19 protein-coding genes and 1 tRNA gene are annotated in these 23,420 nt (G+C 75.5%); 12 read left to right on the forward strand and 8 right to left on the reverse strand.

The window, feature by feature from the left end:
- Positions 1-57: 57 nt before the first annotated feature.
- Positions 58-130, reverse strand: a tRNA-Arg gene (locus AC1DQC_RS03490).
- Between the two features lie 118 nt (positions 131-248).
- Here AC1DQC_RS03490 and AC1DQC_RS03495 point away from each other — a divergent pair.
- The 7 genes from AC1DQC_RS03495 to AC1DQC_RS03525 all read left to right on the forward strand — a co-directional run bounded on the left by AC1DQC_RS03495 (position 249) and on the right by AC1DQC_RS03525 (position 10,144).
- Entirely contained in the window at positions 249-2,015 is a 1,767-nt protein-coding gene (locus tag AC1DQC_RS03495; RefSeq protein WP_477049826.1) for a dynamin family protein, read from the forward strand.
- Positions 2,012-3,499: a GTPase gene (locus AC1DQC_RS03500; RefSeq protein WP_477049827.1), complete on the forward strand. Its 1,488-nt coding sequence runs from the start codon at positions 2,012-2,014 to the stop codon at positions 3,497-3,499. Before AC1DQC_RS03495 ends, AC1DQC_RS03500 begins: the two co-directional genes overlap by 4 nt.
- A gap of 151 nt (positions 3,500-3,650) precedes the next feature.
- A complete protein-coding gene (locus AC1DQC_RS03505; protein WP_477049828.1) occupies positions 3,651-4,160 on the forward strand; it encodes a single-stranded DNA-binding protein in 510 nt (169 codons plus the stop codon).
- Positions 4,161-4,331: 171 nt separating this feature from the next.
- A complete protein-coding gene (gene ettA / locus AC1DQC_RS03510; protein WP_477049829.1) occupies positions 4,332-6,014 on the forward strand; it encodes an energy-dependent translational throttle protein EttA in 1,683 nt (560 codons plus the stop codon).
- A gap of 131 nt (positions 6,015-6,145) precedes the next feature.
- Positions 6,146-8,008: a dynamin family protein gene (locus AC1DQC_RS03515; RefSeq protein ID WP_477049830.1), complete on the forward strand. Its 1,863-nt coding sequence runs from the start codon at positions 6,146-6,148 to the stop codon at positions 8,006-8,008.
- Entirely contained in the window at positions 8,005-9,630 is a 1,626-nt protein-coding gene (locus tag AC1DQC_RS03520; protein WP_477049831.1) for a GTPase, read from the forward strand. Before AC1DQC_RS03515 ends, AC1DQC_RS03520 begins: the two co-directional genes overlap by 4 nt.
- A 19-nt stretch (positions 9,631-9,649) precedes the next feature.
- On the forward strand, positions 9,650-10,144 hold the full coding sequence (locus AC1DQC_RS03525) for an acyl-CoA thioesterase (protein WP_477049832.1): 495 nt from the start codon (positions 9,650-9,652) through the stop codon (positions 10,142-10,144).
- Here the strand turns inward: AC1DQC_RS03525 and AC1DQC_RS03530 are convergent.
- From AC1DQC_RS03530 to ptsP, 5 genes are all read right to left on the reverse strand, one after another.
- Complete coding sequence (locus tag AC1DQC_RS03530) at positions 10,125-11,738, reverse strand: SDR family oxidoreductase (protein ID WP_477049833.1); 1,614 nt, start codon at positions 11,736-11,738, stop codon at positions 10,125-10,127. The two genes, AC1DQC_RS03525 and AC1DQC_RS03530, sit on opposite strands and share 20 nt — an antisense overlap.
- A gap of 52 nt (positions 11,739-11,790) precedes the next feature.
- Positions 11,791-12,795 (reverse strand): DNA topoisomerase IB, encoded by a 1,005-nt coding sequence (locus tag AC1DQC_RS03535; RefSeq protein ID WP_477049834.1) that lies wholly within the window; start codon positions 12,793-12,795, stop codon positions 11,791-11,793.
- Between the two features lie 49 nt (positions 12,796-12,844).
- Positions 12,845-13,714, reverse strand: coding sequence for an acyl-CoA thioesterase (locus AC1DQC_RS03540; RefSeq protein ID WP_477049835.1), 870 nt, complete (start codon positions 13,712-13,714; stop codon positions 12,845-12,847).
- Between the two features lie 63 nt (positions 13,715-13,777).
- Positions 13,778-14,161, reverse strand: coding sequence for a globin (locus AC1DQC_RS03545; RefSeq protein ID WP_477049836.1), 384 nt, complete (start codon positions 14,159-14,161; stop codon positions 13,778-13,780).
- Positions 14,162-14,183: 22 nt separating this feature from the next.
- A complete protein-coding gene (gene ptsP, locus AC1DQC_RS03550; RefSeq protein ID WP_477049837.1) occupies positions 14,184-15,875 on the reverse strand; it encodes a phosphoenolpyruvate--protein phosphotransferase in 1,692 nt (563 codons plus the stop codon).
- Between the two features lie 159 nt (positions 15,876-16,034).
- Here ptsP and AC1DQC_RS03555 point away from each other — a divergent pair, with 159 nt between their 5' ends.
- From AC1DQC_RS03555 to AC1DQC_RS03565, 3 genes are read left to right on the forward strand one after another with little or no spacing between them, the layout of a single operon-like run.
- Entirely contained in the window at positions 16,035-16,265 is a 231-nt protein-coding gene (locus AC1DQC_RS03555; protein WP_055921493.1) for a PTS sugar transporter subunit IIB, read from the forward strand.
- Between the two features lie 17 nt (positions 16,266-16,282).
- Complete coding sequence (locus tag AC1DQC_RS03560) at positions 16,283-16,744, forward strand: PTS sugar transporter subunit IIA (RefSeq protein WP_477049838.1); 462 nt, start codon at positions 16,283-16,285, stop codon at positions 16,742-16,744.
- A 54-nt stretch (positions 16,745-16,798) separates the two neighbouring features.
- A complete protein-coding gene (locus AC1DQC_RS03565; RefSeq protein WP_477049839.1) occupies positions 16,799-17,371 on the forward strand; it encodes a dihydrofolate reductase family protein in 573 nt (190 codons plus the stop codon).
- A 1-nt stretch (position 17,372) separates the two neighbouring features.
- On the opposite strand, the gene AC1DQC_RS03570 is transcribed toward AC1DQC_RS03565, so the two are convergent.
- Both AC1DQC_RS03570 and AC1DQC_RS03575 read right to left on the reverse strand, forming a co-directional pair.
- Entirely contained in the window at positions 17,373-18,482 is a 1,110-nt protein-coding gene (locus tag AC1DQC_RS03570; RefSeq protein WP_477049840.1) for a mechanosensitive ion channel family protein, read from the reverse strand.
- Complete coding sequence (locus AC1DQC_RS03575) at positions 18,479-20,617, reverse strand: prolyl oligopeptidase family serine peptidase (RefSeq protein WP_477049841.1); 2,139 nt, start codon at positions 20,615-20,617, stop codon at positions 18,479-18,481. Before AC1DQC_RS03575 ends, AC1DQC_RS03570 begins: the two co-directional genes overlap by 4 nt.
- Before the next feature lie 121 nt (positions 20,618-20,738).
- Here AC1DQC_RS03575 and malQ point away from each other — a divergent pair, with 121 nt between their 5' ends.
- Both malQ and AC1DQC_RS03585 read left to right on the forward strand, forming a co-directional pair.
- Complete coding sequence (gene malQ, locus AC1DQC_RS03580; protein WP_477049842.1) at positions 20,739-22,865, forward strand: 4-alpha-glucanotransferase; 2,127 nt, start codon at positions 20,739-20,741, stop codon at positions 22,863-22,865.
- 5 nt (positions 22,866-22,870) lie between these two features.
- Positions 22,871-23,413, forward strand: a complete 543-nt coding sequence (locus AC1DQC_RS03585; protein ID WP_477049843.1) for a P-loop NTPase family protein — start codon at positions 22,871-22,873, stop codon at positions 23,411-23,413.
- The last annotated feature ends 7 nt before the right edge of the window (positions 23,414-23,420 follow it).

Raw genomic sequence — 23,420 nt, forward strand, 5'->3', positions numbered from 1 at the left:
AGCCGCCGCCGTGCGCCGCGGCCCCGCCCGACCGGCGCGGCGCCGGCCGACGATGGGCGCCCCCGGCAGGACTCGAACCTGCAACCGACGGATTAGAAGGCCGTTGCTCTATCCGTTGAGCTACGGGGGCTGGACGTGCGCCCACAGCCTAACGGCGGGGCGCGCGATCCTCCGTTCCGGACGAACCGCACGTATCTGCCCCGCGTGGCGCGTTTTGCCAGGTCAGGTCACACCGCGACAATGGTCGGGTGAGCGCGCAGCCCGGCACCGCGCCAGTGCAACCCGCGCAACCCGTGCGGCCGCTGGCTGCACCGGCGCGCCACGCTGCCGTGGACCCGCGCGACGTCCTGGCCCGACCGCTCGCGGCGACCTCCCTGCTGGACGCGGTCCGTGACCTGCGGCGCGACGTGGAGGGGACCGGCTTCCCCCTCGAGATCGAGGGCATCGACTCCGCGCGGGCCTCCCGCGCGCGCCTGGTCGACCAGCTGGGCGAGCACCTGGTGCCGCGCCTGACGGAGCTGTCGGCACCCGCGGTCGTGGTGGTGTCGGGGTCGACCGGCGCGGGCAAGTCCACGCTGGTGAACTCGCTGGTCGGGGCCGAGGTGAGCACCGCCGGCGTGCTGCGACCCACCACCCGCCGCCCGGTGCTGGTGCACCACCCGCTCGACTCCGAGCTCCTGTCTCACCATCCCGTCCTCGAGTCGGTGACGGTCGTGTCGGACGAGCACGTGCCGCGCGGCATCGCGCTCCTCGACGCCCCCGACCTCGACTCCGTGCTGGAGTCCAACCGGGAGTCGGCGCACCGGCTCCTCGAGGCCGCGGACCTCTGGCTGTTCGTCACCACGGCGGCGCGGTACGGCGACGCGCTGCCCTGGCGGGTGCTGCAGGGCGCCGTCGAACGCGGTGCCTCGATCGCGATGGTGCTCAACCGGGTCCCGCCGGAGTCCCTGCCCACGGTCCGCGGCGACCTGCTCGAGCGGCTGCGCGGGCACGGGCTGCAGGGGTCCCCGCTGTTCGTCGTCCCGGACCTCGGCCCGCACGAGGGGCTGCTGCCCGCGGCGGTCGTCGCGCCGATCCAGCGCTGGCTCGCGATGCTGGCCGGCCCGGACCGGGCGCGCACGGTGATCGGCCGCACGCTGCGGGGGTCCCTGGCGGCGCTGCGCCCGTGGGTCGACGAGCTGGCCGAGGCGGTGCAGGCGCAGGCGGACGCGGCGAGCATGATCGCGACCGTGCTCGACCAGGTCATCGAGGCGCCCACCGCGCAGGCGGTCGCGTCGATCCGCGGCGGGGCCGTCGCGGACGGCGCCGTCCGGGCGCGCTGGTCGGAGCTCACCGCCGACGGGGCTCCGCTCGCGGGCGTGGTCCGGTCGTCCGGCCGCGTGCGCGGCTCGGCGCGCGAGGGACGGGCGCGGGCCGCCGCGGTCGCCCCGCTCGTCGACGACCTGACCCGGTCAGCCGCCGCGGTGCTCACCGCCGCGGGCGCGCACACCGAGGAGGTGCTGCGCGCGGCGCTGACCGCGCCCGACCAGCCCGAGGGCGGCGCCTCGGTCGACGCGGCGTGGGCGGCCACCGGGGTGCGAGCCGGGCGGCGCACCGCGGCYGAACAGGCCGCGCGCGCCTGGACCGCGCAAGGACCCCGCGTGGTGCGGGCGGCCCTCACCACCGGCCCGGCGGAGGCGTCGGCGGACGGCATCGCCCGGCCGCGCCGGGACGTGACGCGCGAGGCTCGTCGACGCCGCAAGGCCGAGCACGCGCTCGGCGACGACGGGCTCGCCGCCGTCGCGCTGGCCGCCGCCGCCGGCGTCCGCGAGGCGCAGGACCTGCTGGTGGACCTCATCGACACCGCGGGGGAGCGTGCGATCGACGAGCTGCGCGCCGACCTGGTCGCGCAGGTGGCGGGTCAGGTCGCGGTCGAGCGTTCCGCCGTCGGCGACGTGCTGGCCGACCCCGACCTCGCCGAGGACGCCGCCTCGCGGCTCCGCCTGCGGCTCGCCGTGCTGAAGGGACTCACGTGAGCACGCTGCCCGACGGACCGCTGCACGGCGACGAGACGGCCGCGCTGGCGGCCCGGGTCGACGCGCTCCACGACGCTCTCGCGGTCGGCGGCGAGCGGCTCGCTCCCACCGTCGTGGCCAGCGTCGTCGCGACCGTGGACGGCGTGCGGGAACGGCTCGCGCTGGGCGTGGACCACACGGTGGTCGCGCTGGTGGGCGGCACCGGCTCCGGCAAGTCCAGCCTGTTCAACGCGATCTGCCGGCTCGACTTCGCGGACGTCGGCGTGCGACGCCCGACGACGTCCGAGATCACCGCGTGCGTCTGGGGGCACGACGGAGGACCGCTGCTCGACTGGCTCGGCGTCGTGCCCGACCGCCGCATCGAGCGCGAGAGCCTGCTCGACGGGGAGTCGGAGGCCCCCCTGCGCGGCCTGGTGCTGCTGGACCTGCCCGACCACGACTCCATCGCCCCCGAGCACCGCGAGGTGGTCGACCGCCTCCTGCCCCAGGCCGACCTGCTCGCCTGGGTGGTGGACCCGCAGAAGTACGCCGACGACGCGCTGCACAGCGGCTACCTGCGCCGGCTGGTCGGGCACGAGGCGTCGATGGTGGTGGTGCTGAACCAGGTGGACACGGTCCCCGAGGAGGTCCGGGCCGAGCTCGTCGCGGACGTCGAGCACCTGCTCGTCGACGACGGGCTCACCGGCGTGCCCGTCCGGGAGGCCTCGGCGCGCACCGGCGAGGGCGTCGGGGTGCTGCGCGAGCTGCTGGCGACGGCCGTGAGCTCGCGCTCGTCCGCCGCCCGGCACGCGGGCGCCGAGCTCAACGACGCCGCGGCCCTGCTGGCCGCCGAGGTCGCCGCCCGGGAGCCGTCGCCCGCCGCGCTGTCCGTCGCCGACGTCGTCGACCGGCTGTCCACCGCGGTCGGGCTGCCGTCCGTGGCCGCCGGTGTCGGCTCCGCGGTCCGCACCGGCGCGGCCGGCGCCCCCGCGTTCGGCGTCGTCCAGGAGGACACGGTCGCGCTCGCGCGCGCGTCCTGGCTGGACGCCGTGACCAGCGGGCTGCCCCGGCGGTGGGGGCAGGACGTCGCGTCCCGGGTCGCCTCGACCACGGAGCTGCGGCTCGCGGTGTCCGACGCGGTCACGCAGCTCGCGGTCTCCACCCGGCGCTCCACGCTGTCCGTGGCGCTGCTGGTCGCCTCCGTGGTCCTCGCGGGTGCGGCGGTGCTGGTCGGCTCGATCGCCGTCGGCTCGCTGGTCGGCGGGGCGCGCTCGAACACGTGGGCGCCGATCGCGGCCGTCGTCCTGCTCGTGGCCGCTGTCGCGGCCGCGATCTGGTCCGTCGGGGCCCGTCGCTCGGCGGCCCGCCGGCGGTCCGCCCGGGTGCTGCAGGACGGGCGTGTGGCGCTCGAGAGCGTGGCCCGCGCGCGGCTCGCCGTGCCCACCGAGGCCGTGCTGGCCGAGCACCGCACGGTGCGCGAGCGCATCGAGGCCGCGCGCGGCTGAGTGTGGGCGGCCCGCTGAGCCGCCCACAGCCCCCGGTCCGGTGCGCGGCGTCCCCGATCCGCGGGATGGGGCGGTCGCACCCGCCGGTTCGCGCGCAGCCTGGTCGCACCAGCCCCGCAGCCGCCGGGGCGCAGCGCACTGGAGGCATCGCATGAGCACGCAGACCCTGGACCTGACCGTGGTGGGGTGGATCGGCACCGAGCCCAAGATCTTCCACGAGACCGACGGCGGTGTGCCGTACGCGACGTTCCGCGTGGGCAGCACGCGCCGGTGGTTCGACAAGGGCCTCGGTGCCTGGCGGGACGCGCAGACGGAGTGGTTCCACGTGAAGGTGTTCCGCGCGACCGCCGTCAACGCCGCCCGGTCCCTGCGCAAGGGAGACCCGGTGATCGTGCAGGGCCAGCTCTCGACCGAGGAGTGGGTCGGCCCCGAGGGGCCGCGCACGACGCTCGTGCTCGAGGCGAGCGCGCTCGGCCACAACCTGGTCTTCGGCAGCAGCCACTTCGCGCGCACCGTCAGTGCGGCCGCGACGCCGGGGTCCGACGACGCCCCAGCCGACGTCTCCGGCCTCGAGGAGCTCCCGGACGACGACGAGGCGGGCCGGGAACCCGTCGACGAGCCCGAGGTGGAGCCGGAGCTCGCGCTGGCCGCGGCCAGGTGATCGCCTAGGCTGGGGGACCGGCGACCCGACGACGCGACAGGTCGGACCGCGCGCACCCGTGCTGCGCGGTCGGCCCGTCGCCGACGGCGCCGGTCAGCAGTGCCCCGGGCCCGTTCGAGCAAGGTCAGCGCCGGGGCGACCCCCACGAGCACCGAGGCGGACGAAGAGCCAGTGGCTGAGTTCATCTACTCCATGTACAAGACGCGCAAGGCGCACGGCGACAAGGTCATCCTCGACGACGTCACCCTGAACTTCCTGCCGGGCGCGAAGATCGGCGTCGTCGGCCCTAACGGTGCCGGCAAGTCGACGATCCTCAAGATCATGGCCGGCCTGGACCAGCCGTCCAACGGCGAGGCGCGCCTGAGCCCCGGGTACACCGTCGGGATCCTGCAGCAGGAGCCGCCGCTGAACGAGGCCAAGACGGTGCTCGGGAACGTCGAGGAGGGCGTCGCCGAGATCAAGGGCAAGCTCGACCGCTACAACGAGATCTCGGCCCTCATGGCCGAGCCCGACGCCGACTTCGACGCGCTGCTCGCCGAGATGGGTGTGCTGCAGGAGGCCATCGACGCCGCCGACGCGTGGGACCTCGACGCCCAGCTGGAGCAGGCCATGGACGCGCTGCGCTGCCCGCCGGCGGACGCCGACGTGACGGTGCTGTCCGGTGGTGAGCGCCGCCGGGTCGCCCTGTGCAAGCTGCTGCTGGAGAAGCCGGACCTGCTGCTGCTCGACGAGCCGACCAACCACCTGGACGCCGAGAGCGTGCTCTGGCTCGAGGCGCACCTGAAGGACTACCCTGGCGCCATCCTGGCCGTCACGCACGACCGGTACTTCCTCGACCACGTCGCGGAGTGGATCTGCGAGGTCGACCGCGGCCGCCTGTACCCGTACGAGGGCAACTACTCGACGTACCTCGAGAAGAAGCAGGAGCGCCTGGCCATCCAGGGCAAGAAGGACCTCAAGCTGGCCAAGCGCCTCAAGGACGAGCTGGAGTGGGTCCGGTCCAACGCCAAGGGCCGCCAGACCAAGTCGAAGTCGCGCCTCGCGCGCTACGAGGAGATGGCGGCGGAGGCGGACCGCACGAGGAAGCTCGACTTCGAGGAGATCCAGATCCCGCCGGGCCCGCGCCTGGGCTCGATCGTGCTCGAGGCGAAGGGCCTGGGCAAGGGCTTCGACGGGCGCGTGCTCATCGACGACCTGAGCTTCACGCTGCCGCGCAACGGCATCGTCGGGGTCATCGGCCCGAACGGCGTCGGCAAGACGACGCTGTTCAAGACGATCGTGGGGCTCGAGCCGCTCGACAAGGGCGAGCTCAAGGTCGGCGAGACCGTGTCGATCTCCTACGTCGACCAGTCGCGCGGTGGCATCGACCCCAAGAAGACCCTCTTCGAGGTGGTCTCCGACGGGCTCGACTTCCTCAAGGTCGGCAACGTCGAGATGCCGTCGCGGGCGTACGTCGCCGCGTTCGGGTTCAAGGGTCCGGACCAGCAGAAGCCGGCCGGCGTCCTGTCCGGCGGCGAGCGCAACCGCCTCAACCTCGCGCTCACGCTCAAGCAGGGCGGCAACCTGCTGCTGCTCGACGAGCCCACCAACGACCTGGACGTCGAGACCCTCGGCTCGCTGGAGAACGCCCTGCTGGAGTTCCCCGGCTGCGCGGTCGTGGTGTCCCACGACCGGTGGTTCCTCGACCGGGTGGCCACGCACATCCTGGCCTACGAGGGGACCGAGGAGGACCCGGCGAACTGGTACTGGTTCGAGGGCAACTTCGCCTCCTACGAGGAGAACAAGGTCGCCCGTCTCGGGGCCGACGCGGCGCGCCCGCACCGCGTGACGTACCGCAAGCTGCGGCGCGACTGAGCGGCCCACCAGCGCTGGACCGATCTCGACCGGCCGCCCGTTCCTCCGGGAGCGGGCGGCCTCGTCGTCGGTGAGCCGCCTGCGACCTGCGCGGATACGCTCGTGGCGACCCGGGAGAGGCGGTGCCGACGATGGAGCACGACGAGCTCGTCGCTGCGCTGCTCGCGCTGCGCTCCGAGGTGGCCGACCTGCGGCTCCCGCTGGAGACCGCGACGGCCGCGGCCGGCCGGGCGGACCGCACGAGGGTCCTGGACCAGCTCGACGACTACCTGCTGCCGCGCCTGCGCGACCCCGGGGCGCCCGTGCTCGTGGTGGTCGGCGGCTCGACCGGCGCGGGCAAGTCGACGGTCGTGAACTCCCTCGTCGGCGCGGAGGTCAGCCCGTCGGGGGTGCTGCGGCCGACCACCCGGTGGCCGGTGCTGGTGCACCACCCGCTGGACGTGCGCTGGTTCAGCTCGGACCGGGTGCTGCCGACCCTCACGCGCGCCACGGCCGGGCAGGAGGCGAGCCTCGCGGGCGCGCGGCCCGGGCTGCGCCTGGTGGCCTCGGAGGCCCTGCCGGTGGGGCTCGCGCTGCTCGACGCGCCCGACGTGGACTCCGTCGAGGAGGGCAACCGGATCCTCGCGGCCCAGCTGCTCGGCGCCGCCGACGTGTGGCTGTTCGTGACCACGGCGGCGCGGTACGCCGACGCGGTGCCGTGGGAGCTGCTGGCCGACGCCGCACAGCGCGGGACGCATCTGGCCCTCGTGCTGGACCGCGTGGACCCGGGCGCCGAGACCGCGGTCGGGGACCACCTGCGGCAGATGCTCGCGGAGGCGGGCCTCGCGTCCGCGACGGTCATCGTCGTGCCGGAGGTCCCGCTCGAGGACGGGCTGCTCCCCGAGGCGGCCGTCGGTCCGATCGCCGACTTCCTCACCAGCACGGCGACCGACCCGCAGGTGCGGGCGACCGCGCTCGCCGAGACGTGGGACGGCGCGGTGGCGGACGTGTCCCGCCGGGCGCTCGACCTCGCGGCGGCGGCCGACGACCAGCGGGCGGCGGACGAGCGGCTGCGGGGCGCCGTGACGTCCGCGTACAGCCTCGCCGCGACGCGCGTCGCGACCGCGACGTCCGACGGCTCGCTGCTGCGCGGTGAGGTCCTGGCGCGGTGGCAGGACGTCGTCGGGACCAGCGAGTGGTTCCGGGCTCTGGAGCAGGGCGTCTCCCGGGTGCGCGACCGCGTCGTCGGCTTCGTGCGCGGGCGCCGGCCGGCCGAGCCGGCGCTGGTCGAGGCCGTGGCGCACGGGCTCGCGGCGGTGCTGCAGGACGCCGCCGAGGAGGCCGCGGAGACCTCGCACGCCGCGTGGCGCCACGACMCCGCGGGACGGGCGCTGCTCGACGGCCTCGCCCTGTCGAGGGCATCGGGGGACCTGCGCGCGCGGGCGGCCGAGCAGGTGCGCGCCTGGCAGAGCGACGTGCTCGCGCTGGTCGAGACCGAGGGCGCCGGGCGGCGGACGGCCGCGCGGGCGTACTCGTACGGGATCAACGGGCTGGGCGCCGTCCTCATGGTCGCCGTCTTCGCCTCGACCGGCGGGCTCACGGGCGCCGAGGTCGGCATCGTCGGCGGCACGGCGCTCCTCGCGCAGCGCGTGCTCGAGGCCGTGTTCGGCGACGACGCCGTCCGCCGGCTCACGCAGGAGGCGCACGAGCGGCTCGCCGTCCGCACGGACGTCCTGCTCGACGAGGAGGCGGCCCGGTTCACGCGGCAGCTGGACGCGACGGGCGCGGCGTCGCGCGACGGCGAGGGCCTGCGCGGGTCCGCCGAGCGGCTGCGCGCGGCGATGGCGGCCCGGTCGACAGCGACCGCCTGGGGTGCCGGAGAGCTCCCCGCCGGGGGCGACGGGCACCTGCGCGGGACGGGCGTCGTCGCGCGGGCGGCCGCGGTGGCCGATCACGCGCCGTCGTCACAGGAGCGTGGCCACTGGTGGACCCGGTGGCGCGGGGGGACCGGGTGAGCCGGGGCGCGAGCCCCGGGGCGACCCTCCGCGACCGGGTCGCCGCCCTGGACGAGGCGGTCGGGCTGGCGCGGGGTCGGCTGCCCGACGCGACGCTCGACGTGCCCGCCGCGGTCGTGGCCAAGGCGCGGGACCGCGCGGCGCTCTCGGGCGAGTACACGGTCGTCGCGCTCGCGGGCGCGACGGGGTCGGGGAAGTCGTCCCTGCTGAACGCCCTGGCCGAGGCGCGGATCGCGGAGCCCGGGATCCGCCGACCGACCACGGGGCGGCCCGTCGCCGTCATCGTGCCGGCGCTGGGCTCGACGGACGACGGCGCCGACGAGCTGCTCGACTGGCTCGACGTTCAGGAGCGGCACGTGGCCGGCAGCCGGGTGCTCCAGGAGTCGGCCACCGGGCTGGTGCTGCTGGACCTGCCCGACCACGACTCGGTGGTGACCGAGCACCGCACCATCGCCGAGCGGCTCTACGAGCGCGTCGACCTTCTCGTCTGGGTGGTCGACCCGCAGAAGTACGCCGACGCCGCCCTGCACGCGCGCTACCTGCGCGGGCTCGCCGACCACGCGGGTGTCGTCGTCCTCGTGCTCAACCAGGCCGACCGGCTCGGTCCCGCCGAGCAGCGGGCGATGGTGGCCGACCTGCAGCGGCTGGCCGCCGACGACGGGCTCGCCGCGTCGCCCGTCCTGGCGGTCAGCGCGGCCACCGGCGCCGGTGTGCCGGAGCTGCGGGACCTGCTCGCCCGGGCCGCCCAGCGCCGGCTCGCCGCGACCCAGCGCGTGACGGGTGACGTGCGGCTCGCGGCGCGGGGGCTGGTCGACGCGTGCGGTCGCCCGCCGAGCACCCGCCGCGAGGCCGGCGCCGCGGAGGCCCTGGTGCGCGCGTGGGGGTCGGCGGCCGGGATCGACGAGGTCGCCGACGCCGTGCGCCGCTCGACCCGGCGGTCCGCGCGGGCCGCCACCGGCTGGCCCGTGACGCGGTGGGTCGCCCGGCTGCGCCCCGATCCGTTGCGCCGGCTCGGCCTGGGACACGAGCGGCTCCAGGCCGGCCAGGACGACCTGCTGCGGTCGTCGCGCTCGGCGCCGGCCGCGGGGGAGCGCGCGGCGGCCGTGAGCGCGGTCCGCACGTACGTCGACGCGGCGACGTCCGGAGCGCCCGACGACTGGGTCCTGGCCGCGCGCTCGCGGGCCGCCGGCGTGGACCTCGACGACGTGCTGGACCGGTCGGTGGTGCGCGTGCCCGTCGGGAGCGCCCGGGTGCCGTGGACGTGGCGGGCGCTCGGGCTGCTGCAGTGGCTGCTGCTCGCCGTCGCGGCGGCGGGGCTCGTCTGGCTGCTGCTGCTCGCCGGGCTCGGCTGGCTCCAGCTGCCGGCGCCCGAGACCCCGATGTGGTGGGGCCTGCCCGCGCCGACGGCCCTGCTGCTCGCCGGGGTTCTCGCAGGCCTCCTGGTGGCCGGCCTCGGGTGGGTGCTCGGCGCGCTCGCGGGCAGGCGCCGGGCCGCACGCGCCCGGCGGAGCCTCGGCGCGTCGGTGGCGCTCGCGGTGCAGGAGCATGTCATCGGCCCGGTCAGCACCGAGATGGACGCGCTCGCCCGGTGCCGGGCGGCCGCGTCGAGGGCGGCCGCCTGATCCTCCTAGGATCGAGCGCATGACTCGGCTCGAGGTCCCGGTCCAGCTGCGCTGGTCGGACATGGACGCGTACCAGCACGTCAACAACGTGGAGATGCTGCGGCTCCTCGAGGAGGCTCGCATCGAGGCGTTCTGGAGCCACCCGGCGGCGCCCGACGGCAGCCGGGTGGAGAGCTCCTGGCCCACGGCCGTGCTGGACGCAGGCCCCGGTGCCGAGCTGTCGACGCTCGTCGCCCGGCAGGAGATCGAGTACCTCAAGCCGCTCGGCTACCGCCGCACCCCAGTCATCGTCGAGATGTGGATCGGGCACCTCGGCGGCGCGAGCCTCGACGTCTGCTACGAGGTGCGCGACGCCGGCGAGCCCGGACCCGAGCGCGTCACCTACGCCCGCGCGCTCACGACCCTCGTGCTCGTGGACGCCGCGACCGGGTCGCCGCGGCGCATCGACGCGGCCGGGCGCGCGGCGTGGAGCGCGTTCCTGGAGGAGCCGGTCGTCATCCGCCGGCGGCGCTGACCCGTCGGTCCGTGCGGGCGCGCTCGGCGGTCTCCGCGGCCCGGGCGATGTTGCGCTGCATCCCGCCGAACACCACGCCGTGGAACGGGTAGACCGACCACCAGTACAGCTGCCCGACCAGGCCCTTCGGATGGAACAGCGCGCGCTGCGCGAACACCGTGGGTGCGGAGTCGGGCGAGGAGCCGGCCGGCTCGACGCGCAGCTCGAGCCACGCGAGGCCCGGCACCCGCATCTCCGCTCGGAGGCGCAGCAGCCGGCCCTCCTCGATGGCCTCGACCCGCCAGAAGTCCACGGCGTCGTCCACCAGCAGCAGCCGCGGGTCGCGACGACCGCGGCGCAGGCCCGGACCGCCGACGAGGCGGTCGGCCAGCCCGCGCACCCGCCACGCGAGCCCCCACGAGTACCAGCCGTGCTCGCCCCCGACCGACTCGAGCACGCGCCACAGGGCCGCCGGCGACGCGTCGACCGTGACCTGACGCTCGTCGACGAACAGGGAGCCACCCGCCCAGTCGGGGTCGCCGGGCAACGGGTCGCTCGGTGCTCCGGGCACGGCTGCCGACGACCACCGCGTGGCGACGGCCGCCTCCTGCACCCGCCGCAGGGCGAGCCGGACCGCCCGGTCGAACCCGATCAGGCCGTCCGGCGGGTCGGGCACGTGCGCGGCGATATCGTGCTCGTCGCAGACGACCTCGTGCACCAGCGACTCGACGAGCGGGCGCGCGAGCCCGGACGGCACGGGCGTGACGAGGGAGACCCAGAGGCTGGACAGCCGCGGGGTGAGCACGCCGACGCCGACGATGACCCGCCGGTGCAGGCCGGCCGCCTGGGCGTAGCGCTGCATCATCTCGCGGTACGTCAGCACGTCCGGGCCGCCGATGTCGAAGCCCCGGCTGACGTCCGGAGCCATCGCGGCGGAGCCCACCAGGTAGCGGAGCACGTCGCGGATCGCGATCGGCTGGATCCGGTTCTCCACCCAGCGCGGCACCGTCATCGCCGGCAGCCGCTCGGTGAGGTAGCGCATCATCTCGAAGGACGCGGAGCCCGAGCCCAGGATGACCGCCGCACGCAGGACGGTGGTCGGGACGCCGGAGGCCAGGAGGATCTCGCCCACCTCCGTGCGCGACGCCAGGTGCGGGGAGAGGTCCTCGCCCTCGGGGTACAGCCCGCCGAGGTAGACGATCCGCCCGACGCCGGCCTCGCGCGCGGCCTGCGCGAACGTCAGCGCGGTGTGCCGGTCGGTGGACTCGAAGCTGCGGCCCGAGCCGAGCGAGTGGATGAGGTAGTACGCGACGTCCGTGCCGTCGAGCGCCTTGCGGATCTGCTCGGGCTCGTTGGCGTCCGCCGAGGCCGTCTCGACGTCGGCGTACCAGGGCCGCCCGCGCAGCCGGTCGGGGTGGCGGGCGATCGCGCGGACCCGGTAGCCGGCGGCGAGCAGCTCGGGGACGAGGCGGCCGCCCACGTACCCGGTGACGCCGGTGACCGCGACCAGCGGGGCGTCTGCGCGGGGGCGCCCGTCGGGCCCGAGCCCGGGCACGAGCCCCTCGAGGGTGTCGGCGACGGGCGCGGGCAGGAGGTCGTCCGGAGCGGTGGCCATCTGGGCAGTCTGCGATGTCGCGCTCGGACCCGCACCCGGTCGCGCTCGATCCTCAGCCTGCGCTCAGCAACCGGAGCGTCTCCTTCTCGGCGACCGCCTGCGACCGCGTGGGCCGGATCGTCCGGCCGTGCTCCCAGAGGTCGACGATCCGGGGGTCGATGTACGACGCGCGGCACACGGCCGGCGTGTTCCCGAGCTCCTCGGCGACCTCGCGCACCACCTCGGTCACCACGCGGCGGCGCGCCCGCTCGGAGGTCGGCGGGGCGCCGGCGTCCGCGAGGCCGCGCGCCGCCAGCACGGTCGCGTGCCAGGTCCGGAAGTCCTTCGGGGTGGCCTCGGGGCCCAGCTGCAGCTTGACGTAGGCGCCGACGTCCGCGCTGGTCACGTCGTGCCACGTCCCGGCGTCGTCGCGCCACGCCAGCAGCTCCTCGCCCTCGTCCCGCCGGCGGACGAGCGCGCGCACGATCGTCGCGACGTCGTCGTCCTCGACCACCGTGTCCCGCACCTGGCCGGACTTGGCGGGGAAGTGCAGGTGCACCCGACCGGGGTCGCCCTCGTTCTCGGGGGCCAGGACGCGCACGTGCGAGCGGAGCAGCGTGGCCAGGCCGTAGGAGCCGTGCTGGAGCGCGTAGCCCTCGCCGCCCACCCGCAGGTACGCCAGGTCGAGCAGCCGGAACGCCAGGGCGAGCACCTTCTCGCGCGGCATCCCCTCGAGCTCCAGGTGGGCGCGGACGCGTCGCCGGGCGCCCCGCAGCCGTCGCGCGATCTCGAGCACGCGGTCGTGCTTCAGGCGGGCGCGGCGTCGCGTCCACTGCTGGTGGTAGAGGTACTGGCGGCGCGCGGCGTCGTCGAGGCCTGCGGCCTGGATGTGCCCGTTCGGCCACGGGCTGATCCAGACGTCCTTCCACGCGGGAGGGATGGCGAGCGTGGTGATGCGCTCGAGGTGCTCCTCGTCGACGATCCGGACCTTGTCGAGGTCGAGGTAGACGAACCCCCGGCCGGCGCGACGTCGCGACCAGCCGGGGGCGTCGATGCGGACGCGGCGCAGGCGGACCATGCCGGAAGTGTCACCCGGCGGCGGTCACACCGCGCGGGGAGCGCGGGTGTCAGTCCGGGAACCGGACCATGCCCTCCTGCGCGACGGAGGCGACGAGCACGCCGTCGCGGGTGAACACGCGCGCGGCCCCGAGCCCGCGGCCGCCCTGGGCGCTGGGCGTGGACTGCACGTACACGAGCCAGTCGTCGACGCGGACGTCACGGTGCCACCACATGGCGTGGTCCAGGCTCGCGATGGACAGGCCCCGCGTCATCCACGACTTGCCGGCCCGCCGCAGGATCGGCTCGAGCATCACCTGGTCGCACGCGTACGCCAGCAGCGCGCGGTGGAGCAGCTGGTCGTCGGGCAGGGGGCCGCGCGACCGGAACCACACGCACTGCTGCCCGGAGGGCTCGGCGGGCGGCCCGAGGTAGATCGCGCCGCCGACGTGCCGCACGTCGAACGCCGCCTCCTGCGTCCAGAACTTGGCGACGGGGTGGTCGATCCCGCCCAGCATCTCCAGCGCCGACGGCACGTCCTCGGGCGCGGGGATGCCCTCCGGCATGGCATCGGCGTAGTCGAGGCCCGGCTGCTGCTCCTGGAACGACGTGATCATCGAGAGGATCGCCTCGCCGCCCTGCAGCGCGTGCGTCCGGCGCGCGGTGAACGAGCGGCCGTCGCGCAGCCGCTCGACCGCGAAGGTGATGGGCTCGCGCACGTCGCCGGCGCGCAGGAAGTAGCCGTGCAGCGAGTGCGGCAGCCGGCCCTCGGGGACCGTCCGGCCCGCGGCGAGCAGCGCCTGGGCCAGCACCTGGCCGCCGAACACGCGCCCGCTGGGCTGCGGGAGGCTGCGCCCGGTGAAGACGTCGGGGGTGACCGGGTCGTTCTCCAGCCGCAGGATGTCGAGGACGGGAGCGGTCAGGTCGGGCTCGGTCGTCATGGACGGCAGCGTCTCACGACCGCGCCGCCCGGCACGGTGTCCTGGCGGCGTGACCTGCGTCGCTCAGTCCTCGAACGTGTTGAGCATCGAGTGCGCTGCCCGCTCCAGGTAGTCCCACAGCTGCGCGCGGTGCATCGGCGCCAGGTCGAGGCTGTCGACGGCCGCGCGCATGTGCAGCAGCCAGCGGTCGCGCGCGTCCGGGTTCACCTTGAACGGGGCGTGCCGCATGCGCAGGCGGGGGTGGCCGCGCTCGTCCGAGTAGGTGGTCGGGCCGCCCCAGTACTGCTCGAGGAACAGGGTGAGGCGCTCGGCCGCCGGGCCGAGGTCCTGCTCGGGGTACATCGGGCGCAGCACCGGGTCGTCGGCGACGCCGCGGTAGAACTCGTCGACCAGGGCGACGAACGTCTCGTGGCCGCCGATCGCCGCGTAGAAGGAGTCGGATCTCACCCCGTCATCCTCACACGCGGGCTCAGAGCCCCAGGTCCTCCAGCACGGGCAGCGCGGCGCGGACGACCGCCCGCGCGTCGGCGGCGCTCGAGGCGGCCAGGGCCAGCTGCGCGAGCCGTCGGCACTCCTCCAGCGACGTCGCCGCGAGCAGGGCGGCGACGTCGGGCAGCGCCCGCGGGGTCATCGACAGCGACKAGACCCCGAGCCCGACGAGGACCACGGCGAGGGCCGGGTTGGCGGCGGCCTCGCCGCACACGCCGACCGGGCGACCCTGCTGGGCGCCGCCGTTGCACGCCGCGGCGACGAGGTGCAGGACGGCCGGCTGCCACGGGTCGGACAGCTCGGCCACCGCGCCCAGCAGGCGGTCGGCGGCCATCGCGTACTGCGTGAGGTCGTTGGTGCCGATGCTCGCGAAGCTGGCGCGCGCCAGGATCGGCCCGGCCAGCAGGGCGGCGCTGGGGACCTCGATCATCACGCCGGCGACACCGAGCCCGTGGGCCGCGCACGCCGCGACGAACCGCTCCGTCTCCTCGACCGTCGACACCATCGGCGCCATGACCCAGACCTCGGCCGTCTCGGCGGCGGCGGCCCGGGCGATGGCCGCCAGCTGGTCGTCGAGGACCTCGGGGTGCCGCACGGCGGTGCGCAGGCCGCGGACGCCCAGCGCCGGGTTGACCTCCGGGTCCCCGGCGAGGAAGGGCAGCGGCTTGTCGGCGCCGGCGTCCAGGGTGCGGACGACGACCTTGCGTCCGGGGAACGCCGCGAGCACGCGCCGGTAGGCGGCGACCTGCTCGTCGATGCTCGGGGCCTCCTCCCGGTCGAGGAACCCGAACTCCGTCCGGAAGAGGCCGACGCCCTCGGCGCCCGCGGCCGCGGCGGGAGCGGCGTCGGCGGGGTCGCCCACGTTGGCCAGGAGCTCGACGTGGTGCCCGTCGGACGTGTGCCCGCGCCCGTCGAACGTGCGCACCTGCGCGGCGAGCGCCAGGGCCGCCGCGACCTGCTCCTGCGTGGGGTCGACGGTGACGGTGCCCGCCGAGCCGTCCACGAGCACGAGCGTCTCCGCCTGGACCACGGCCTCGGCACCCCGGGCGGCGACGACCGTCGGGATGCCGCGGGCGCGGGCCAGGATCGCGGTGTGCGAGGTGGGTCCGCCGGTGCCGGTGACGATGGCGAGCACGCGGTCCACGTCGAGGGTGGCGACGACGGCCGGCGCGAGGTCGGCCGCGACGAGCACGAACGGCGCCTCGTGCGCGGGCACGCCCGGCGCGGGCCGCCCGGTGAGCTCGGCGACCAGTCGGTCGCGGACGTCGGCGATGTCCCGCGTGCGCTCCGCGAAGTAGCCGCCGAGCGCCTCGAACTGCGCGGCGACCGCCTCGGCGGCCTCCCACACGGCCCGCTCGGGCACCAGGCGGTCGTCGATGACCCGCTGCTCGGCGTCCGCGACCAGGGTGGGGTCGGCGGCGATCGCCGCGGTGGCGTGCAGCAGGTCGGCGCTCTCGCCCTGCGCGCGGTCGGCCGCCGCGTCGAGCGCGGCGCGGACCACCTCGGAGGCCGCGCCGATGCGCGTGGCGGCCTGCGCGTAGTCGGTGCCCGGGGGCAGCCGCCGGCCGGAGGGCGGCTCGGCGATCGGGTCGGGCATGAGCACGGCGGGCGCGACGACGCGGCCGGGGCTCACGCCGATGCCGGTGAGGACCGTGGGGTTGACGGCATGCACAGGACTCACCTTGCGTGACCTCCTCGTCGACTGTTCGCAGTGTGGTCCCTCCGCGTCGGCCGACGCCAGCCGGACACGGCGCAGCGCGGGTTGTGAGCGCCGTCTCAGGGTTAGGCTGTGGCGGTGCGCCGACCGGCGCGACGTGAGCTGGGGAGTTCCATGAGCAAGGCAGAGCAGATCCTCGCAGCGCTGGGTGGCGACGCGAACGTCGTCGACCTTGAGCCGTGCATCACCCGGCTCCGCGTGGAGGTGAGCGACGCCCACCTCGTCGACGAGGTCGCCCTCAAGGCGAGCGGCGCGTTCGGCGTCGTGCGCTCGGGCCGCATCGTCCAGGTGATCGTCGGCCCCGAGGCCGACAACCTCGCGGCCGAGCTCGACAGCCTGCGCTGACCCGCCCGCCGCAGCCGATGACCACGATCCGGCTGCTGAGCCCCCTGACGGGCGTGCTGCGACCCGTCACCGTGGTGCCCGACCCCGTCTTCGCCGAGGGCATCGTCGGCCCCGGCGTCGCGCTCGAGCCGCAGTCGGTGCAGCGCCAGACCGTCCTGGCGCCCGCCGACGGCGTCATCGGCGCCCTGCACCCGCACGCGTTCGCGCTCGAGCTGAGCGAGGGGCGGGTGATCCTCGTGCACCTCGGGATCGACACCGTCGGCCTCGCGGGGCAGGGGTTCACGCTGCACGTCGAGGGCGGCCAGAGCGTGCGCGCGGGGGAGCGGCTGATCACGTGGTCGCCCGTCGACGTCGCGGCCGCCGGYCTGGCGACCATCTGCCCGGTCGTCGCGCTGCAGGCGGACACCGACGTGCTGCGCCTGCTGGTCGGCGACGGAGAGCTGGTCGAGGCCGGGCAGCCCCTGCTGGACTGGGCCTGACGGAGGGGTTGCCGTCGAGGACCGGCGCGTGCACGGTGGACCCGGGAGGATCCGATGGCAGAGCTGCTGGTCGACTTCATCACCTCGCTCGACGGGTACGCGTCGGCGGAGGGCTGGCCGGGCTGGTGGGGCCTCGAGGGGCCCGAGTACCTGGCCTGGCTCGAGGCGTCGCCCGAGGCCGGCTGGACGGTGCTCATGGGCGCGACGACGTACCGGCTGATGTCGCAGTTCGCCGCCTCGGGGGAGGCGGGCGTGGACCCGCTGACCGCGATGCCGAAGGTCGTGTTCTCATCGACGCTGCGCGAGCCGCTGACCTGGGACAACACCCGGCTGGTCGACGGCGACGCCGTCGAGGCCGTCCGGGCGATGAAGGAGGGCGACGGCCCCGGGCTGCGCACGATCGGCAGCCTCGCCCTGTGCCGGTCCCTGCTGGAGGCCGGTCTCGTCGACCGCTTCCGGGTGGTCGTCTTCCCGGTGATCACGGGGCGCACGGGGCACGAGCGGATCTACGACGGCTACCCCGACGTCGCCCTCGAGATGGTGGACAGCCGCACGTTCGACGGTCGCATCCAGCTGGTCGAGTACGTGCCCACCGTGCTGACCGGCCCGCCGGGCTCCGGCGGATAGGTCAGCGCTCCTCCGTCGGCCCCGGCTCCTCGGTCGGCTCGGGCTCGTCGCCGGTGGCCGCCACCCGGGCGTCGCGGTTGGCGACCAGGTCGTCGAGCGGGGTGTTGCGGGGGTCGCGCGGCGTCGCGCCTCCCTCGGCCCCGACCGACGCGCGGTGCGCGGCCATGAGGTCCCGCTGGCCTGCGAGCGGGACGTCGGCCCGCTCCAGCGCGTCGCGCGTGGCGATCCGCAGCTCGCGCGCGACCTCCCACTGCATGGCCGGCGACGTCTTGACCTTGAGCCGCAGGGTGACGGCGTCGGCGCTGAGCCGCTCGATGCCCGTGATCGTCGGGCTGCCCAGCACGTGCGCGCCCACCACCGGGTCCTTGACCACGCGCGACGCGGCCTCGCCGAGCAGCGCCCGCACCTGGTCCAGGTCCGCGAAGTAGTCGACGTCGATCTCGACGACCGCCGTGGCCCAGCCCTGCGTCTTGTTGCCGACACGCAGCATGGTGCCGTTCGGGACGTACCAGAGCGTGCCGTCGGCGTCCCGGATCTTGGTGATGCGCAGGGTGACCGCCTCCACGGTCCCGTTGGCGGGCCCGACGTCGACCACGTCCCCGACGCCGTACTGGTCCTCCAGCAGCATGAACAGGCCGGTGAGGAAGTCCTTGACCAGGCTCTGCGCGCCGAAGCCGAGCGCCACGCCGATCACGCCCGCCGACGCGATGAACGGCGCGAGGTTCACCCCGAGCTCGGCGAGGACGAGGAAGAAGGCGGTGCCGCCGACGACGATCGTGGCCGAGGAGCGCAGGACCGAGCCGAGCGTGCGCGCGCGCTGGGCCCGTCGGGCGCTCGACAGGGGGTTGGCCTTGGCCAGCACGCCCCCGACCTCGGACTGCCCGATGGGCTTGAGGATCCCGCGGTCGAGGAACGGGGTGCCGTCCGCGACGTGGTTGGTGATCGAGCGGATGCTCCGGCGCAGCAGGACGAGCACGATGCCGCTGATGCCGACGATGAGGATGATGCGCAGGGGCAGGCCGACGAACCAGTCCCACCACGTGCCCGGGGCCTTGACGTCCGGCACCAGACCGTCGCCCGAGGGCGACGGGGACGGGGTCGCCGCGATCATGCGCCGCCCCCGGCGAGGCCGGTCCGGTCGGCGACGAACTGCAGCTGCTCCACGGTCAGGGCGATCGTGCGCGACAGCGCCCGGCCACCGTGGCCGACCCCCCGCTCGCGGCGGACAAGGATCGGCCGGTCGCCGCTCGTGGCCGCCTGCAGCGCCGCGGCGAGCTTGCGGGCGTGCAGCGGGTCGACGCGCGTGTCGCCCTCGAACACCGTGAACAGCGTCGCGGGGTAGTCCGTGCCGTCGACCACCCGGTGGTAGGGCGAGTAGCCCAGCAGCCAGCCGAGCTCGGTGGGGTCGTCGGCGTCGCCGTACTCCTCGGTCCACGTGACGCCCAGGCCGAACCGCTGGTAGCGGACCATGTCGAGGAGCGGCGCCGAGCAGACCACCGCGGCGAACAGGTCGGGCCGCTGCGTCAGGGCCGCGCCGACCAGCAGGCCGCCGTTGGAGCCGCCCCAGCACGCCAGCGCGTCGGAGGTGGTCCAGCCCTGCGCGACGAGGTGGTCGGCGACGGCGTGGAAGTCGTCGAACACGTTCTGCTTGTGCTCCCGCATGCCCGCGCGGTGCCAGTCCTCGCCCTCCTCGCCCCCGCCGCGCAGGTTGGCGACGACGTAGACGCCGCCCGCCTCGACCCACGTGAGCGTGCTGGCGGAGAAGGCGGGGTCGAGCGAGATCTGGAAGCCGCCGTACCCGTAKAGGATGGTCGGCGCGGGGGCCAGCGGGCGGCCGCTCGCGTCGAGGGCGTCCGTGCGGGCGACGACGAACGCGCGGACCGTGGTGCCGTCCGGGCTGGTGACCTCGATCTGCTGGGCGCGCACGTCCGGCAGATCCGCGACCAGGCCCGGAGGCGCGGCCCACAGCGAGGTGTCGCCGGTGCGCGCGTCGAAGCGGTGCACGCTGGTCGGAGTCGTGTGATCGGCGTAGGAGAACCAGACCTCGCGGCCGCCCTCGGGGCGCGTCGCCAGGCCGGAGATCGAGCCGAGCCCGGGCAGCTCGACGGCCCCGGTCCGTGCCCCGGTCCGCGGGTCGTGCACGGTCACCTCCGACACGGCGTGCCGGCGCCACGACACGAGCAGCAGCTCGGGCGTCGTGTGCTCGCCGCCGCCGTCGGTGAACGCGACGTCCTCGAGCACGGCCGTCGGGTCCTGCGCCACCAGCGTCGTCCAGTGCTCGACGCCCGGTGCGGTGGGGTCGGTCACGGCGAGCCGCCCGCGTGGGGCGTCGAGGTTGGTGTGCACGTACAGCCGCCCGTCGCGCGCCACCCAGGCGCCCGTCTCGGCGTCGATCCCGACCGCGACCTCGACGAACGCGGGAGCCGACGGCCCCGAGGTGGCCAGGTCGGCGATCCACACGTCGGTGCGCGGGGCCGTGCCCGCGGACGCCGACACGATCAGCCAGCGCCCGTCGCGGGAGACGGACACGCCGTAGTAGTTGGTGTGGTCCAGCCCGGCACCGAACACCTCGACGTCGTCGGTCGCCGGCGTGCCGACGGTGTGCAGCCAGACGCGCCGGTGGTACTGCGCCTCGTCCTCGGGGAGCTCCTCGGGCGGCAGCCGTCGCACGTAGTAGAACGCCTCACCGCCGGGCAGCCACGCCACGGGGGAGTAGCGGGCGCGGTCGACCGGGCCGTCGACCAGCGCACCCGTCGCGACGTCGAGCACGTGCAGCACGCTCTCCTCGGTGCCGCCCGCGGACACCTGATACGCCACGAGCCGGCCCTCCTTGGACGGCTGCCAGGCGTCCAGCGTCGTCGTGCCGGCCGGGTCGATCGCGATCGGGTCGAGCAGGACCCGCTCGTCGTCGCCCTCCGCGACCACGACGACCGCGTGCTCCTGGTCGCCCGACCGCCGGGAGAAGAAGCGCCGCTCGCCGCGCCAGGCCGGCGGGCTGACGAAGCCGGCGCCCAGCAGCTCGCGCAGGCGGGCCGTCAGGGGCTCGGTCGCGAACGCGCCGGCGCTGCCGACCTCGGCGCGGTAGGCGGCGTACAGGTCGTCCTGCGCGAGCGACCAGGCCTCCGTCTCGTCGGCGGACGCGTCCTCGAGCGCGCGGAACGGGTCGGCGACCGGGCGTCCGTGCAGGTCCTCGACCAGGTCGCGTCGCGGGGCCGGCGGGTACGTGCGCAGGGCGGGTGCGGTCATGGTCCGCAAGGCTACGACGCGTGGCCGTGACCTCGCGCAAACGGGTACGCCCCCGGCGCGCGTGACGCAGTCGAGAGCGTTCGTCCTGCGTGCGCGCGTGCGGCTCTGGCAGGATCGGCGTGTGGCAGACGACTCCGGCACCGCGTCCGACGCCCTCCTGCGCCTCGCCGCTGCCTACGGCGTCGTCCCGGACCACTGGGACTTCCACGGGCGCAACCGCCGTGCGTCCGCCGCCACGCTGCAGGGCGTGCTCGGCGCGCTCGGGGTCGACGCGTCGTCCCCCGAGCGGGTCGACCTGGCCATCGCCCACGTCGAGGACATGCCGTGGCGGCGCGTGCTGCCCCCGGTGCTCGTCGTCCGCGAAGGGCGCCAGGCCCACGTCGCGGTGCACGTGACCCACGGCGACCCGGTCGAGGTGTGGATCGAGCTCGATCCCGAGGCCGGCGGTGGTCGTCGGGAGGTGTCCCAGGCCGACGTGCCCGTCGATCCGCGGACGGTCGACGGCCGTCTGGTGGGCCGCGCGACGTTCACGCTGCCGACCGACCTGCCGCTCGGCTGGCACGAGATCGTCGCCGAGGGGCCCAGCGCGAGCGCGCACAGCCCGCTCGTCGTGACGCCGTCGCACCTGCAGCTGCCCGAGGCGCTGCAGGACCGCCGTGCGTGGGGGCTCATGGCCCAGCTCTACTCGGTGCGCTCCCGCACGTCGTGGGGCGTCGGCGACCTCGCCGACCTGGCGGAGATCGGCTGGCTGGCCGGCCGCGAGCTCGGCGCCGACTTCCTGCTCATCAACCCGCTGCACRCCGCGGAACCCACGGCTCCGCTCACGCCGTCCCCGTACCTGCCCACCACCCGCCGGTTCGTGAACCCGCTGTACATCCGCGTGGAGGACGTGCGCGAGGCGGGCTACCTCTCCTCGGCGGACCGCACCCTGGTCGAGTGGGCGGCCGAGCCCGTGCTGGCCACCGACTCGGACGCCGGGCCCATCGACCGCGACGCCGCCTGGACCGCCAAGCGCGCGGCCCTGGAGGTCGTCTTCGCGGCGCCGCGGTCGGCCGCCAGGCAGGCGGCCTTCGACGCGTTCGTCGCGCAGGAGGGCGCCGGGCTGGAGACGTTCGCGCTGTGGTGCGCGCTCGCGGAGAAGTACGGCGACGGGCCGTGGCCCGCCCGCGCGCAGGACCCGTCGAGCGTCGACGACGCCTTGCGCGCCGAGCTGGCGGAGCGCGTCGAGTTCCACACGTGGCTGCAGTGGCTCGCCGACGAACAGCTCGCGGCGGCGCAGCGGGCGGCGCTCGACGGCGGCATGGCGCTCGGCATCATGCACGACCTCGCGGTCGGCGTGCACCCGGAGGGCGCGGACGTGTGGGCGCTGGGCGACGTGCTCGCCCGCGGCGCCACCGTCGGCGCCCCGCCGGACATGTACAACCAGCAGGGGCAGAACTGGTCCCAGCCGCCGTGGCGTCCGGACGCGCTGGCGCGGGCGGCGTACAAGCCGTACCGCGACATGCTCCGCACCGTCCTGCGGCACGCGGGCGCCATCCGGATCGACCACGTGATCGGCCTGTTCCGGCTGTGGTGGATCCCGGAGGGCGCGGACGCCGGCGACGGCGCCTACGTCCGGTACGACCACGAGGCGCTCGTCGGCATCCTCGCGCTCGAGGCCCACCGGGCCGGCGCCGTGGTCATCGGCGAGGACCTCGGCGTCGTCGAGCCCTGGGTCCGCGACTACCTGTCCGACCGCGGGATCCTCGGCACGTCCGTGCTGTGGTTCGAGCGCGACATGCACGGTGCGCCGCTGGACCCGGAGCACTACCGACCCCTCGTCCTCGCGACGGTGACCACGCACGACCTGCCGCCGAGCGCCGGGTACCTCGCGGGCGAGCACGTGGCCATCCGCGAGCGGCTCGGGCTGCTCACCGAGCCCGTCGAGGTCGTCCGGGCGGCGGCGCTCGCCGAGCGCGACCAGATGCTCGGGGTGCTGCGCGACCGCGGCCTGGTGGGCGACGACCCCTCCGAGCGCGAGATCGTCGAGGCGCTGCACCGCTACGTGATGGCGACGCCGTCCGTGCTGCTCGGCGTCTCGCTGGCCGACGCGGTGGGGGAGCGGCGCGCGCAGAACCAGCCCGGGACCGACCAGGAGTACCCCAACTGGAAGGTGCCGCTCGCCGACAGCTCGGGTCGCGTGGTGCTCGTGGAGGACCTGTTCACCAACCAGCGCCTGCGCTCCCTGGCGGCCGTCCTCAACGGCTGAGCACGATGTCGCAGCAGCTCCGCCGGGTGCGAGTCGTCGGCAACTCCGGCGCCGGCAAGACGACCTTCGCGCGGCGGCTCGCGGAGGCCCTCGGCGTGCCGCACCTGGAGCTCGACGAGGTGTTCTGGGACGCCGGCTGGACCAAGCGGGACCCGGACCAGGCGCGCAGCCTGATCGAGGACTTCGTGTCGACGTCGGACCGCGGCTGGGTCACCGACGGCAACTGGACGGCCGGGACCGCCGGGCTGCTCACCGACGCCGACGCGTTCGTGTGGCTGGACTACCCGCGCCGGACGGTGATGCCGCGCGTGGTCCGCCGCACGCTGCGCCGCGGGCTGCTGCGCACCGAGCTGTGGCACGGCAACCGCGAGGACCTGCGCAACCTGCTGGACCGCGACCCCGAGCGCAACGTCGTGCTCTGGTCGTGGACGGCGCACGCCCCGAACCGGGCCCGGTACGCCGAGCTGAGCGCCGAGTCGCCGATCCCCGTGATCCGCCTGCGCACCCCGCGCGAGGCGCGCCGCTGGCTGGCCACGTTCGCCCGCTGACCCGCGC

The sequence above is a fragment of the Cellulomonas sp. P4_H12 genome (assembly GCF_056400905.1).